Annotated in this window: 10 protein-coding genes and 2 pseudogenes; 8 read left to right on the forward strand and 4 right to left on the reverse strand. The window is 67.3% G+C overall.

The features are described from left to right. Positions 1–751: 751 nt before the first annotated feature. The 4 genes and pseudogenes from O2W16_RS19495 (at position 752) to O2W16_RS19510 (ending at position 4,961) form a co-directional block, all read left to right on the forward strand. The gene (locus tag O2W16_RS19495) at positions 752–1,513 is read left to right on the forward strand and encodes a TIGR02391 family protein (RefSeq protein ID WP_269160494.1); all 762 of its coding nucleotides are present in this window, start codon (positions 752–754) and stop codon (positions 1,511–1,513) included. Between the two features lie 119 nt (positions 1,514–1,632). After that, positions 1,633–2,574, forward strand: coding sequence for a hypothetical protein (locus O2W16_RS19500; RefSeq protein WP_269160495.1), 942 nt, complete (start codon positions 1,633–1,635; stop codon positions 2,572–2,574). Between the two features lie 1,251 nt (positions 2,575–3,825). After that, positions 3,826–4,548: pseudogene (locus O2W16_RS19505) on the forward strand (transposase); the annotation flags it as partial. Further along, positions 4,536–4,961, forward strand: a complete 426-nt coding sequence (locus O2W16_RS19510) for a transposase (RefSeq protein WP_269160704.1) — start codon at positions 4,536–4,538, stop codon at positions 4,959–4,961. The pseudogene O2W16_RS19505 and the gene O2W16_RS19510, both read left to right, overlap by 13 nt. A 493-nt stretch (positions 4,962–5,454) precedes the next feature. Here the strand turns inward: O2W16_RS19510 and O2W16_RS19515 are convergent, their stop codons facing one another. Continuing rightward, positions 5,455–6,909 carry an RHS repeat-associated core domain-containing protein gene (locus tag O2W16_RS19515; protein WP_269160496.1) on the reverse strand — a complete coding sequence of 485 codons (1,455 nt, stop codon included), beginning with the start codon at positions 6,907–6,909 and terminating at the stop codon, positions 5,455–5,457. A gap of 14 nt (positions 6,910–6,923) precedes the next feature. Here O2W16_RS19515 and O2W16_RS19520 point away from each other — a divergent pair, with 14 nt between their 5' ends. Further along, positions 6,924–7,331, forward strand: a complete 408-nt coding sequence (locus tag O2W16_RS19520) for a hypothetical protein (RefSeq protein ID WP_269160497.1) — start codon at positions 6,924–6,926, stop codon at positions 7,329–7,331. A gap of 994 nt (positions 7,332–8,325) precedes the next feature. Here O2W16_RS19520 and O2W16_RS19525 read toward each other — a convergent pair. Next, positions 8,326–9,291 (reverse strand): diacylglycerol/lipid kinase family protein, encoded by a 966-nt coding sequence (locus O2W16_RS19525; RefSeq protein WP_269160498.1) that lies wholly within the window; start codon positions 9,289–9,291, stop codon positions 8,326–8,328. Between the two features lie 210 nt (positions 9,292–9,501). Continuing rightward, positions 9,502–10,206: pseudogene (locus O2W16_RS19530) on the reverse strand (transposase); the annotation flags it as partial. Positions 10,207–10,331: 125 nt separating this feature from the next. Here O2W16_RS19530 and O2W16_RS19535 point away from each other — a divergent pair. Both O2W16_RS19535 and O2W16_RS19540 read left to right on the forward strand, forming a co-directional pair. Next, complete coding sequence (locus O2W16_RS19535) at positions 10,332–11,675, forward strand: GntP family permease (protein ID WP_269160499.1); 1,344 nt, start codon at positions 10,332–10,334, stop codon at positions 11,673–11,675. Between the two features lie 47 nt (positions 11,676–11,722). Further along, positions 11,723–12,133 carry a hypothetical protein gene (locus O2W16_RS19540; RefSeq protein WP_269160500.1) on the forward strand — a complete coding sequence of 137 codons (411 nt, stop codon included), beginning with the start codon at positions 11,723–11,725 and terminating at the stop codon, positions 12,131–12,133. An 80-nt stretch (positions 12,134–12,213) separates the two neighbouring features. On the opposite strand, the gene O2W16_RS19545 is transcribed toward O2W16_RS19540, so the two are convergent. Then, positions 12,214–12,687, reverse strand: a complete 474-nt coding sequence (locus O2W16_RS19545) for a hypothetical protein (RefSeq protein WP_269160501.1) — start codon at positions 12,685–12,687, stop codon at positions 12,214–12,216. Between the two features lie 148 nt (positions 12,688–12,835). On the opposite strand from O2W16_RS19545, the gene O2W16_RS19550 reads away from it, so the two are divergent. Continuing rightward, a complete protein-coding gene (locus tag O2W16_RS19550; protein WP_269160502.1) occupies positions 12,836–13,681 on the forward strand; it encodes a mechanosensitive ion channel family protein in 846 nt (281 codons plus the stop codon). Positions 13,682–13,689 lie beyond the last annotated feature (8 nt).

The raw sequence follows: 13,689 nt of genomic DNA on the forward strand, positions 1-13,689 counted from the left end.
GCCGGTGACGCCCACGAGCACCCCGCCTCGGCGACGGGACGCCCCTTCGTACCGCAGGTGCAAGAGGTGTGTCGGACATGATCTTGCTTGTTCGGGGGTGCCGCCTGATCGGGGTGACTGACCGATGGGTGTCCTTCGGGGTGAGCACTTTCAAGGGCGCCTGCTCATGTTGAGGCCGACGCGCGTATCGGTTCGGTGCCGATCCGGGTCTCGTGCCCGGCAGCTGTTCTGGACCTGCGGTCGCCTGCGGGCTGCCTCGCTCCTATCGGGTTGGCGCCGCTACGGATTGCCGGCTTCACCCCGGCGGCCGGTCACCGCCGGTCGCGCATAGGAGAGGTCGTCGGATCGCCTGGGCTGGGTGACGCAGCCAGGTGCTGCGGCGACCTTGCTGTCAGGCTGTACCGGTGAAGGCTGACCGGGGGCCAGGCTGGTCTCGTTCGCAGTGGATCATGTATGCGAGCTTTCTCGTTGTGGCGTTGGTCGGTGCGATCACGACCTGGACCATCAAGGGCGAGCCTGGTTGGGGCTTCCTTGGGATGGCCACGGTCATCTGCGTCGGGCTCGTAGTTCAAGCAGTCCTTTGGCTCCGACGGCGACACTCGGCGCGGACCCGCAAATAACCTCCTTTATCAGCGGATTGGTTGTTGTGCGTTCGACGGGCCGGGATGTGTCGCCCGCCGCGGCTACGGTGCTGGCCGTGGCAACTCCTAGACCGCCGTGGCCAGAAGGAGTCATCGACTCGCTGAGTGGGGTGCTAGCACAGACGAACTGGCCGGGGCTAAAGGGGCCAGAGATCGGCCGCCTGCTCGAGGTGGTGAACATCGATGACCCGTGGCCGACAGCCACGAAGCACAAGCGGCTCGGAGCAGCGTTGGTGAACCGTCAGGTACTTGATCAGTCGAGTCACCGACTGATCACCTTCATCGTGCAGGCGATGGCACCCTCGCGGTACATCAGCGATCCCGACCGCTTTGCCGCCCTGCAGGCCGGCGTCAACGAGGTCCTCTCGATGGTGGGGTTGCGGATCAACGACCGCGGCCAGATGGCCAGGGCGACGCAGTCGCGCACCCTGGATGAGGTCGCCCAGCTCACTGGTCGCCTGCGCGGTGAGCTCACGCGTCGCGGCGTACACACGGAAGTGCTCCGCTATTGCGAGCATGAGCTTTTAAGGCGCTCGACCTTTCATGCCGTCTTCGAAGCCGCCAAGGGGTTGTCTGAGCGACTGCGTCAGATGAGCGGAAGCACGCTCGACGGCGCAGACCTAGTGAACTATTGCTTTACCAAGCAGGCGCCAGTCATATGTATCAACAACAACGCGACGCGGAGCGAGGTTAGCGAACAGGTCGGCTTTGCCAACCTGTTGCGCGGTATCGTCGGTACCTTCAGAAATCCGACCGCCCACACTCCTCGTACCGAGTGGTTGGTGAGCGAACCCGACGCGCTCGACTTCTTTGCGATGCTTTCCTATATGCACCGTCGCCTCGATGGCGCTGCGGTTTCCAGGCGGATTTGATGGAGTTGCGAGAATCATGCCCATGTCCAGCCCCTGATCCCCGAAGGTTGAGCGCCTCGGCTCAAGCCACTGATTTGGGTGGGGCCGAAAAAATCGTCGTCCCTCATGCCCCAGCGCCCGTGGCGAAGCACATGCTCGCGGCAGCTCGTCGACAGGCGGCAAGTGGTCTTCGAGCGCGTAGCGAGGGTGAGCACGATGATGCCGCGCTTCACCTCGGCACGATGATCGAGTTACTGGCAAAGTCCTATTTGGTGCCCCTCAATCCAGCGCTGATCGCTGAGGAGAAGAGCGACATCGCGAACATCGTCCGAGTGACGGGGCACAGTCATCGGTTGATTAAGTTGGAGCCGATGAGGACAGTCGGAGTCGAGGCGGCCCTCGTCAGGATTGGTCTGCTGCATCAGACCAACGGGCAACTGCGCCAGCTCGTGGACCTACTGCGTCCCGTTGGCCAGGCCCGGAACGGCGCAGCACACGTCGGGCGGGTCGGAGTCGACCCCGATGTGGTCGCCCAAGCCGCCTTGCGTGGCGCTAAACTGCTGCTTCCGCTAGTAGGAGACAACCTTGAAGTGTTCTTCGGCGACTACGCGGACGCGGCCGCCGTACTCCTGGACGAGCGCGCTACGGTGCTCCACCGGGCGCTCGAGCTCCGCGCTGGGCGCGGGAGCGAGAACTTTGAAAAGCGCTTTGGGCGAGTACCGCTGGACGCCGATCAAGGGCTGGCCTACGGACTCATCAACGTGCCGGCACTCGTCGACGATAGGCATCGGCTTTGGAACTGCCCGGCCTGTCTTCAGCAGGGTCTTCTCAGCGGCGACGTGCAGGTTGACGTCGACCATGAGGTGGCTTCAGAGGACGGCGTTCAGTACAGCTACGTTGTCGGCGCACAGGTCATTTTCTTCGCGCGGCGTTTCAGTTGCCCCTACTGTGACATGTCGCTCGTCGGACCGGAGGAGCTCGACTGGGGGCTCATGCCACTAACCGAAACCATTCGAGAGGCGACCGAACTAGACTTCGAGAGTTACGCCGACGCGATCGTTGAAAGCATGGACTTCGGCTGATGTGTTGCGCAGGGACAATAAGTCGTCCGGCCCTAAGTTAGAGGACGTGCGCATTCGTTGGACGTGACCGCGTCGACCCATAGGAAACGTCCTTTATCTGTGGGTCTGAGGTGCATCCGACTGAGTGCGGGGCTGGTCAGACAATCTTGACAGGGGCACCCGTGCGCTAGCAGCGCACCGACTAGGTGAAATGATGCGTCTTCTTAAGGCAAAGAACAGAGCGCATCTTGTCGCCGTGGCGCTCACCCGCGTACGATCATCGCCCACTGACCGAGGGATCTCGTGAGAACTTCCAAGAACCGTCTCGTCCGCGTATCGGTCTACCTGTTCGCCGGTCTGGCCGCCGCCTTATATTCGATGCTTGCCGAGTCGCCGAGGCTTTGGGTAATGATTCTTGTTGCTGGCGTCGCGACTATTATCGGAGAGTCTGCGGTGTCGTGGTGGGAATCTCGAAAACTGGGTCAGGAATAACCACTCCTGGACCAGAACCCCGACTCTCAAGAGGCCGGGCTGCGTGCCGCCGGCGCGGTGCGCGTGTTCGTCGACCACGGCGAGTCGAGCCGCGTCGCCGACCGGCCGCAACGGAGCGCGAACGAGCAGCGATTCTCCAAGCCTTGTCAGCCGTCGCCGACTGCGTCGGCATGACCGGCCCGCAAAGGTCGTGAGGTGACGGATTCGGGCCGTTGATTTCGGGCATGGGTTCTGGGCCGGTTGACTAGTCGGCCGACCTGCACGAACGTCCCGTGGTTGTGTCGAGGTTGAGGGCGGCTCAAGAACGGGCGGTTCTGGGCCGGGGACTGTCATAGCCTGCGCAGATGGAGCGCGAGGATGGCCTTGGCGGTGCAGAGCGGCAGCGGTTGGTACGCCTCGCCCTGGCTGACTGGCCCGAGGCTGCCGAGGCCCGTGTCGACTCCGTCCTCGTGTCGAAGAGTCGGGCGGTCGTGAACCTGCTCGTCAACGCCGACTACGAGTACTGCATCTACTTCATGCGAGATCGGGATGGGCATGGGAGGAAGCCGGGTCCTCCAGCGGTCATGCGGACCACGCCTACCTGGACGCTCAAGACCAGGAGGCTTGAGCGAGTGAGCTGGATGGCCCACGCCCTTGAGGCACCGCTTGCACCAACGGCACTCTCCCCGTTGATCTTTCGCCGCTGCCGATAGCGCCCGTTACGTCAGGACAGGATGCCAGGTCGGTCCCTACTGGCTCCGCTGGGAGCTAGATCTCAGCGCCCGACGATTGGCTGGTCCGGTGCACCGTGTTGCTAACTCGAGGCGACGGCAGCGGCTGCGGGACCTGCCGGTGGCCGGGCCGGTGGAGCTGGTGTGGGTCAAGCGCCGATGGTTCTGCGACGAGACCCGCTGCCCGCGGAAGACGTTCAGCGAGGTCACCGCCAGGTGCCGGCCTACGCCCGCTCGACCGCCCGGTTGTGTCAAGCGCTGGTCGCCGCGATGGCCGGTCTCCGGCCCGGCGGCCAGCGAGGTCGCCCGCGCACAACGGGTCTCGTGGTGGCTGGCGCAGTCGATGCTCACCGCCGCCGCTGACCTGCTCACCGACCCCGACGACGTGCTCGTGCGTCGGCTCGGGGTCGATGAGCACCGCTACCGGTCGGTGCGGTCTTACCGCGAGCCCGACGGGGCCTGCTGCCGCTACGAACCGTCGATGACCACCTTGGTCGACACCAGCACCGGCCGCCTCCTGGGCGTGGTCGACGGCCAGGACTCCGCCGGCGTCGGGACCTGGTTGGCCGCGCGCAGTCAGGCCTGGCGCGATCCCGTGGAGGTGGTCGCGATCGACCCTTCGACGGCGTTCCGCAAGGCGCTACGTGAGGACCTGCCGGCAGCGGCGGTCAGCGTGGACGCCTTCCACCTGGTCAAGCTGGCCAACGACATGGTCACCGCCGTCCGCCAGCGGGTGATCCGTGAAGCCAAGGGGCGCCGCGGACGCTCGAGCACCCGGCACTGGGTCAACCGGCGGCTGCTGCTGCTGCGCGCCGACAACACCTCAGCCCCCGGGCGCTTGCCCGGCTCAAGGCCACCCTCCGCGCCGACGACCCCACCGATGAGATCGGCGCCGCCTGGGGCATCAAGGAACAACTTCGCGGGCTGCTGACCAGCCGTTCCCTCGCCGACGCCCACGAAGCGAAGATGCGTCTCGGCGTCTCGGTGCTCGCCGCGGACATGCCCGAGACCTACCGCCTCTGGACCACCATCACCGCCTGGTGGGAGGAGATCGAGGTCCTCGCCGTCACCGGCGTCACCAACGCCCGCACCGAGGCCGCGAACACCAGCATCAAGCAGATCGAGCGCACCGGCCGCGGCTACCGCAACCCGGCCAACTACCGCACTCGAGTCCCGCTCGCCAGCGCCGCCCAGACGACAGCGTGAACACCCTTCTCAACTGGACCTTTCACCGAGAACCGCGAAGAGCCCGATTAGTCGCTAACTCGGCCCGGCGTGCTGCGTTAGTGTTTATATCGCGAGCCCCCCAGTAGATTCTTCCAATCTTCGACGACAGTCCGCCTCAGAGTGATACTCGACCGGACTCCCTGAACCTCAATTCCAGGGAATCTCCACCTACCAAAATAGGTCACCTTAGGCGGCTTGGTGAGGTACAAGACTGCTAAATCGACTAAATCTTGCAGTGCCGATTCGACCTGACCGTCCGAAGCCTCGTCGTTAAATGAGAGGTTGGCGTATCCACCGTCCACGCCCAAGCGGATCCAATTATCTCCAGAAGTGGATACCCAACACCACCGTTCGGGATTCGATTGCACCGACAGGTGCATTCCTGCCATGTCGTCGGTTATCCTCACCTCCGAAATAATATTGGGCGTGGGGGGCTGAATTCGTCGCAGGATCGCCCCTGCACTGGCCGGTGTCATTGAGGTACCCAGTCTCCGTAATACCACACGGTGCGCGGCTTGGAGCCTCGGAACGAGGTTACAGCTCCGCGGGAGCGCTCCAAGTGTACGTGAAAAGGTTGCAGTCTCTGTCGCCAAGCGGGCATTTGCTTCCAGTACTTTTCGGCCCCGCCCGCCGATATGCGAAATGCTCCATCCTTTCCCTTGTTTCCCATTCTCAGGACACTGTTATTCTTGACCTTATTCTTGGCCTTTGGAACCACATTATAACCAGCTCGCTTGCTATTGATCCACTTCACTGCAGCACGGACACCTTTAGCACAAAAAGCCCGACACAAGTACGCCGCTACACACCACGGGCAACGACCGTCGATGTCGGTCACGTTAATCGGGTCTGCATTGACGTACTCGTAGTCGTTGGCGCTGCCGCCGTGGACGGGGTCGACGGTGAGGAAGCGGCCGAGGGCGGGGGCGTAGAGGCGGACGCCCATGAGGGTGAGGCCACCGGGGATGCTGGCGTCGCGCTGGTGGGTGCCGAGCCAGCTGTAGCGGGGTGCGGTGGTGCCGGCGGCGGGTTGGGTGCGGGATTCGCCGTATTCGGTGGTCTCGGTGACCTTCATGTCGTTGGGTGTGGCGGCGGTGAGGGGCATGGTGGCGGCGATGTCGCCGTGCAGGTTGGCCAGCTGCATGGTCACGACCGGGCTCTGGGTGCCGGCGAGGGTGACGACGGCGGCGAGGCCACCGAATGAGGCGATGTTGCGGGTGTAGCTGTTGTCGGTTTCCTTGACGACGTCGGGGTTGTCATCGTCGCCGGAGTAGTAGCTGACGGCGGGATTGGAGCCGCCGGTGTCGGTGCGGATGGTGCGGCGGGCCGCGGCGTCGAGGCCGAAGGTGGTGGTCTTGGTGCCTTGGGTCATCTTGGCGACGAGGTCGTCGACGTAGTAGTCGATGGTGACGTCACCGCCCTGGTCGGTGGTGTCGGTGGAGGCCAGGACGCGGGTTCGTCCGAGGGTGTCGTAGCGCAGGCCCGTGCGGGCGCCGGTGGGTTGGAGCCGGTCTGCGGTGTCGTAGCTGTAGGTGTCGGCGGCGGGGACGCTGGTGGGGCAGGTGCCGGCTGGTGCGCCTGCGGTGGCGGTCTGGGTGAGGCCGGTGCGGTTGCTGTTGGCGTCGAAGGTGTACCGGCGGGTGCAGGACGGCCCGGTGGGCAGTCCGTTGGCCCCGAGCTGGGTGGTGTCGGTGACGGTGGCGAGCCGGCCGATGTTGTCGTAGCCGTAGCGGTTGGTGCGGTCGGTTCCGTTGGCGGTGGCCAGTCGGTAGGAGTCGACCTGGTCGAAGCCGGTGATGGTGGCGGTGGAGCGCAGCCACTCGAGCAGCGGACGCCACCAGCGAGGCCGACTCCGCCACTGCCGAGGCGGAGTCGGAGGCAGAAGCAGCGCAGGCGCTGGCCGAAGCCCAGGCCCAGGTCGCGACATTCGGGGAGGCGGAGTTGACCCGTGGCCGAACCGATCTCGCCGCGGACGCGGCGCACTCCCAGGCCTTCGGGCAAGTCATGCACGACTGCTTGTCAGCGGCAGGCATCGACAGCACCGTGCTGGGCGAAGGCCTCAGCGTGTCACCCGAGGACCAAGCGGCGACCGACGCCGCCTTCGCGGCCTGCCAGCAGCAGACTGGCTACCCCGCCGACAGCCGGCTCAGTGACGACGCCTACCGGGCCTTGTACGCCGACTATGTCGCCGTCCATCAGTGTCTGGTCGCCAACGACTACAACCCGACGGCTCCGGCGAGCGCTGACGCCTTCATCACCAGCGGCGGTAGGGCCTGGCTGCCCTATGACGGCCTATCGGCACGAGTCATCCAAACGTCGCAGTCCGTCTGCCCTCTCCCCACGTACTGACGGATGGGAGAGGGGGGACCACTCCAGCAGTCCCTCGGGGCGCCCCGTCGTCAGGCTGGTTCCGATAGGGGCGTTCTGTCGGCTCGCTTCAACGTGCTGTCCATAGCGCGAGGACCAGTCCTGGGTCGCATCAGACGCCGAGTTGCTTGTCGCCGTGCCGTCGCTGGCTGGCATCGGGCTCCTGATGTCTCCCGACGGACGACGGCGCTCGGACGAGGAGGCCAGTCGTGGCGCTAGCTCAGCCCGTCTGGCCGAGTGGTGAGCGGCGCATTGAGGTTCGAAGAAGTGGTGCTCAGTCCGCAGCCAGTCCGCAAGAAGTCCGCAAAGCGGTCGATCTCACTCAGCAGGCCCCAACGTCACCAAATGGCAAAGTGCCAGCTCAGGGGCTTGTCCCGTTGATCATCGTCGACGTCCGAACATCCCGTCGACGTTCCGCTTCAACGTCTAGGCGCCGGCCGGTGCTCGGCTCTGAGCGAGGCAAATAGCCCCTTCTTACCTCGCTGTTCGTGTTGAGAGTGTTGAGATGCCGTGTGCCTCGACATGCCCGCGGATGCCACTGCTCACAGGGATCGCGTGTCATTTCAGTCTGCAAGGTGTTTGGTACCGGCACGCCCTGCTCTTGCTCCCTCAGCGCCAGGAGTAGGGAACACACGTTGGTCAAGCCGCCGATCAACTTCAGGTAGGCCGTTGCGTCGTCGGTCCCTGACTCGGCCACGCAAACTGGCCGCCACGGCCGGCCCGAGCTTGGGGCCGTCTCCACCGTCCTGCATGGCGGTCAGGATTGCGATGGCTCATGGAACGCCGCTCAATCTCTCACTCATGGCAGGACGCTATGAGGGCGCGGACGTTGGCGCTGCCTGAGCGCGCCACCTGGCCAGGGTCACGCGGCGCTGGGTCGGGTCGAGTCCACTGGCATGGAGTGTGTCCCACCGGCCGAGCACGGACACAGCCATCACCGGTCCCACACCGGGATCCCGTCCGCGGTACCGACCCGTCAGCGTGGCACGAGCACCGACCAAGCGTGGTGCTCCACCCGCCACGTCCGGCGGACCACTCCCTCCTCGAGTTCGCCGTCCGCGACCAGGTCGACCGGGTCGCCCGACACGGTCACCTCCCGCCCCCGCACGACGAGGACGTCGTCGCGTTCGACGTGCCGCCCGGTGCTCAGCGCCGCCGCGAAGGTGGCCCGCGCCAGCAGACCTGTCGCGGTGGACACGACGACATCGAGGAGTCCGTCGTCCACCAGCGCGTCCGGGGCCAGGGGGGTGGACCCGCCGACGGTCGGTCCGTTGCAGACGCCGACCATGAGCACGCTCGGGGTCCGAGCGGGCGACGACCCCGCGGCGTGGGGTACGACACCCCGGCCGTCGACCTCGACCCGTAGGTGCCAACCAGCGGTCGTCACGCCGGCGATGACGGCGCCCAGCGGGTACGCCGCCGACCCCAGTCGGTCCTTGAACCGGGCCGCCTCCGCGCCCGCCCGAGCGCCGGCGCCAAGGTGGACGGCATTGACGACCAGGCCACCGGCGTCGTCCCGCACGACGTCCAGCGGTCGAGGAGCTCCCGTCAGAACGACGGCGGCGCTCTCCACCGGATCCAGCGGCAGCCCGAGCGCCTGGGCCAGGTCGTTGCCGGTCCCCCGCGGGATGATCCCGACAGGATCATCCGCGTCCAGGCCTTCCACCGCGTCCAGTGCCGCGACCGCCGCATGGACGGACCCGTCGCCACCGATGACGACCAGCCGCCGGTCACCTCGACCTCTCACCGCCCGCAGCAGCTCCTCGGGGCCTGCGGTCGCTGCCACGGTGACGTCGGCACCCTCGCGGAGGGCGGTCAACGCCGACTCCACCGAATCGTCATCCATGTCTCCCGCGGCACGATTCACCACGGCCAACAGTTGCTGCACGGGAGAGGCCTCCGTTCCCCGCAGATCGCGGCTACCCAGTCGGGCGATGGGCATGAAGGACCTCGCATACGGTAATCACGATGCACGACCTCACCCCCGCCGGCCAGCCGATGCCCCACCTGGCTGGTCTCCCGCTACGCGGCTCCCCGTACCGGACCCATCGGTCGAACCCGAGCACCAGGCTCTCTGGGGCTCCCCTGGCGAGGGCGGCGGTCAAGTCCGCTGGCGTGGCGTGTGACGACTTCCGCGTGATCTCTTGTCTGGTCAGGCGCTGAGCGCTGGGATGGTCGTCTGAGGGGTCACCTCCTCGGTCGTGCTGGCGGTGTCGGTGGCCGGTCGGATGCGGCAGCGGGCGAGGACGTCGAGGCCGAGGTAGCGGCGGCCTTCGGTCCACTCGTCGTGTTGTTCGGCGAGCACGGCGCCGACCAGGCGGATGAGGGAGTCGCGGTCGGGGAAGATGCCCACGACGTCGGTGCGGCGGCGGATCTCCCGGTTGAGCCGCTCGCTGGGGTTGTTGCTCCAGATCTGGCGCCACACCCCCTTGGGGAAGGCGGTGAACGCGAGCACGTCGGCGCGGGCGGTCTGGAGGTGCTCGGCCACGCGTGGGAGCTTGTCGACCTGGGCGTCCAGATCCTTGGCCATCTCGCTGACCTGCGACTTCGACAGCCGGGTGATCCCGAGGGACTCGACGAGCTTCTCCATCCGCCGGGTGGAGACCCCGAACAGGTAGCAGGTGGCGACCACGGTGGTCAGCGCCCGTTCGGCCCGCCGGCGGCGCTCCAGCAGCCAGTCGGGGAAGTAGGACCCGGAGTGCAGCTTGGGGATCGCGACGTCCAGGGTGCCGGCGCAGGTGTCGAAGTCCCGGTGCCGGTAGCCGTTGCGGGTGTTGGTGCGCTCGGCCGAGCGGGCGCCGTAGTCGGCGCCGCATGCCGCGTCGGCCTCGGCTGACACGAGCGCGTCGATGAACGTGGTCGGGCGCGCGGCCCCGACCTGGGCGCCGGTCCGCGGCGGCGAACGATCAGTGCCAAGGTGAGCACCCGACGTGGCGACGGCGTCGGTGACCGCACCACTGCCCGTACCTGGAGGACCTGCACATGGTCGTGGCGCACACCGCGATAGCGATCGCCGTCATCGTCCTGCTCATCATCAAGGCCAAGGTCGACCCGGTGATCTCGCTGATCATCGGGTCGCTCTACCTCGGCCTCGCGACGGGTGTCGGCTTCGCGGCGACGCTGGCGGCGATCGCGACCGGCTTCGGCGAGATCATGGCCGAGGTCGGCCTGCTCATCGGCTTCGGCGTGCTCATCGGGGCCCTGCTCCACGCGGTCGGCGCCTTCCGGAAGATGGTGGCGCTGCTCGTCGACCGGGTCGGGGCGCAGCGGCTCCCGTACGCGTTGACGGCGGCGATGTCGACGATCTTCCCGTCGATCTACGTGGACGTGCAGGTCGTGCTGGCCTCTCCGGTGGCGCGGTCGACTGCGCCGTTCATCGGCCGGACCGGGTTGCCCCTCATGGCCGGTGCGCTCGGTGCCGGGATCTTCGCCGGCTACGTCTTCGTGATCCCGGGGCTGGCCGCGATCTCCATCGCGGGCCTGCTCGACGTCCCGCTCGGGACCTGGCTGGTCTACGGCTTCGTGCTGGGGCCGTTGACCGCGATCGTGACGACGATCGTCCTCCGGCTGCTCCTGCGTGGCCGCTACTGGAACTCGGCCACGGACGAGCAGGTGGACGAGGCGATGGTCGAGCAGGAGAGCGCTGAGCTGGTCGAGGAGGAGAGGTCGACGCCTCCGCTGCTCGTGAGCCTGCTGCCGATCCTCGTGCCGCTGGTGCTGATCGCGTTCGGCGCGTTCGCGGAGCTCCTGGAGTTCTCCAACGACTTCATCGCCTTCCTCGGCGACGCCAACTTCGCGCTCTTCCTCGGCCTGGTCGGGGCCTACGTGCTCTGTCGGCGCACGCTGGGCTCGGCGGGCACGGAGGCCGCGATGAGCGAGGGCTTCCACACCACCGGCGCGATCCTGCTCATCACCGGCATCGGCGGGTCACTGGGTGCCGTCATCGGGGAGACCGGGCTCGACACGATCCTGGCCGGCCTCTTCGCTGCCGACGCCGCGGCGCCGGTCGTCCTCAGCATCCTGCTCGCCTGGCTCATCGCGGCGGTGCTGCACCTGGCGATCGGGTCGGTGTCGGTGGCCGCGATCGCGGCCGCCGGGATCATCGGCCCGGTGCTCGGGTCGATCGACGTGGCGCCGATCGTCATCGGTCTGGCCATCGCCTCGGGCGCGATGTTCGCGCTCCAGGTGAACAGCAACTTCTTCTGGATGTACAAGTCGCTGCTCGGGCTGTCGACCCAGGGGACCTTCAAGACCCTGACGATGGGCACCTCCATCGCCTCGGTCGTCTCGCTGCCGATGGTCATGGCGGTGGCGCTCATCGCATAGGGGAGAAATCGGGCGACCAGCAGGCCGCTGCGCGCGATGCTGTGCCGGTGGACGTGGGGGAGCCGGTCTGGCAGGACCTCGAGAGTCCGCGCGACCTGACCAGGGACGAGCGCCGGTTGATCGAGCAGTTGGTCGGCGTCGTCGGCGAGTCGGTGCTGCAGCGTCAGCTGGCCGCCGCCGTCGTCACTGCCGGCTGCCGCTGTGGGTGCTCCTCCGTTCGACTGCACAGCACTGGCCCACCCGTGGCGGAGGAACGGGTCCGCCACTTCTCGGGCCTCGACCGATCGGACCACTTCTCCGTCGACGCACGCAGTCGCGCTCCCGGGCTCCCGGACGTGCATGTCGTCCTGCACGTCGTGAACGGGCTGATCGCCGAGCTGGAGCTGTTCGCCGGAGAGGAGGGGGTCGCCGTCTCGGCCGCCGAGCTCGCCGACCCGACCGGCATCACCGTGACGTGAGCGTCCCCGCGCCGAACGGGGGCCGGCCAGAGGTCGGCCCCCGAAGGCCTCCGACGGGGTCGCTGCTGCGGGGGGCGCGGTCAGCCCAGGGTCGCGGTCATGACGACGTTCTCGGGCGTGACGGTCGTGCACTCGAGGCTGAGCGGCCCGGCCGACACGGTCTCGCCCTCGCTGCAGGAGACCTCCTGGCCGGCGATGCCGACGGTGGCCTGGCCGTTCTCCACCTGCCCGAGGGTGACCGTCTGGCCGAGGACCTCGACCTCGGTGCCGTCACCGGACAGCGTGACGACGCAGGAGCTGCCGGTGCACTCCACCCCGGACTCCATGGCCATGGCGTCGGTCTCGGTCGCCATCGCGTCGGTCTCGGTGGCGGAGTCCTCCGTCATCGTCGGCTCGCTCGTCTCCCCTTCGTCGGGGGTCTCGATCGCGGTGTCCAGTGCGCTCGTGGCGTCGTCCACGGGCTCGTCGGAGCAGGCGGAGAGCGGAACGAGCAGCAGGCCGGCGGCGGCGAGGCCGGACGCCAGGCGGCGGGTGGGTGTCGGAGAAGTGGCCATGCCAGGAGCGTAATGTGATACAGGTCACTTCGCGCCCGGTGTCGGGAAAGTGTCACGTCAGCGTGACCTGCCGGCCACCTGTGGCCCGCCCGGGGGCCTCCTGCGGCGCGCCTGACTGATGCGCGGCCTCCTGGAGCATCATCCCGGCATGCCGGTCGCCCTGCAGCTCACCGACGTCCTGGCCGCGGTCGAGGACGTCGACGTCGTCGTCGAGGACGACATCGCGGTCAGCGAGGCCCTCCAGGCGCTGGCGGTCTTCCTCGCCTCCATCCTGCTCGCGGTGCTGCTGCGGCGGCTGCTGGTCCGGGCTCTCGACCGCGACGCCAACCGGCACGTCGGGCTGGTCGCCGGCCGGTTCCTCGGGTTGCTCGCGGTCGGCCTCGGCGTCGTCTACGCCCTGGACCTGCTCGGTGTGCAGATCGGCCCGCTGCTCGGTGCGCTCGGCGTGGGCGGCATCGCCATCGCGTTCGCGGCCCAGGACATGCTGCAGAACCTGATCGCCGGGGTGATGCTGCAGATCCGGCGTCCCCTGCGGCTGGGCGACCAGGTGGCCAGCGGCGACTTCGAGGGCGTCGTCATCGACGTCAACCTCCGGACGACGGTGCTGCAGACCTACGACGGCCTCATCGTCTTCCTGCCCAACGCCGAGGTGTTGAAGAACCCGATCATCAACTACACCCGCACCCCGCTGAGCCGGACGACGCTCACGGTCGGGCTGGCCTACGACACCGACCTGGAACGTGCCCGGGCGGTGCTGCTGCGGGCGTGCGCGGCCGCCGACGGCGTCGCGGACACCCCGGCCCCGGAGGTGTGGGTGGAGGAGTTCGGCGACTCCTCGATCAACCTCGCCGTGCGCTGGTGGCACCCCGCGGACATCGCCAGCCGCTGGCGGGTGCGCAGCGGTGTCGCCATCTCGGTGAAGTCCGCGCTGGACCAGGCCGGGATGACCATCCCGTTCCCTCAGCGGGTCCTCTGGTCGGGAGAGCAGGACTGACTGCGCGG

Source organism: Modestobacter sp. VKM Ac-2984, assembly GCF_026967985.1.
Classification (GTDB): domain Bacteria; phylum Actinomycetota; class Actinomycetes; order Mycobacteriales; family Geodermatophilaceae; genus Modestobacter.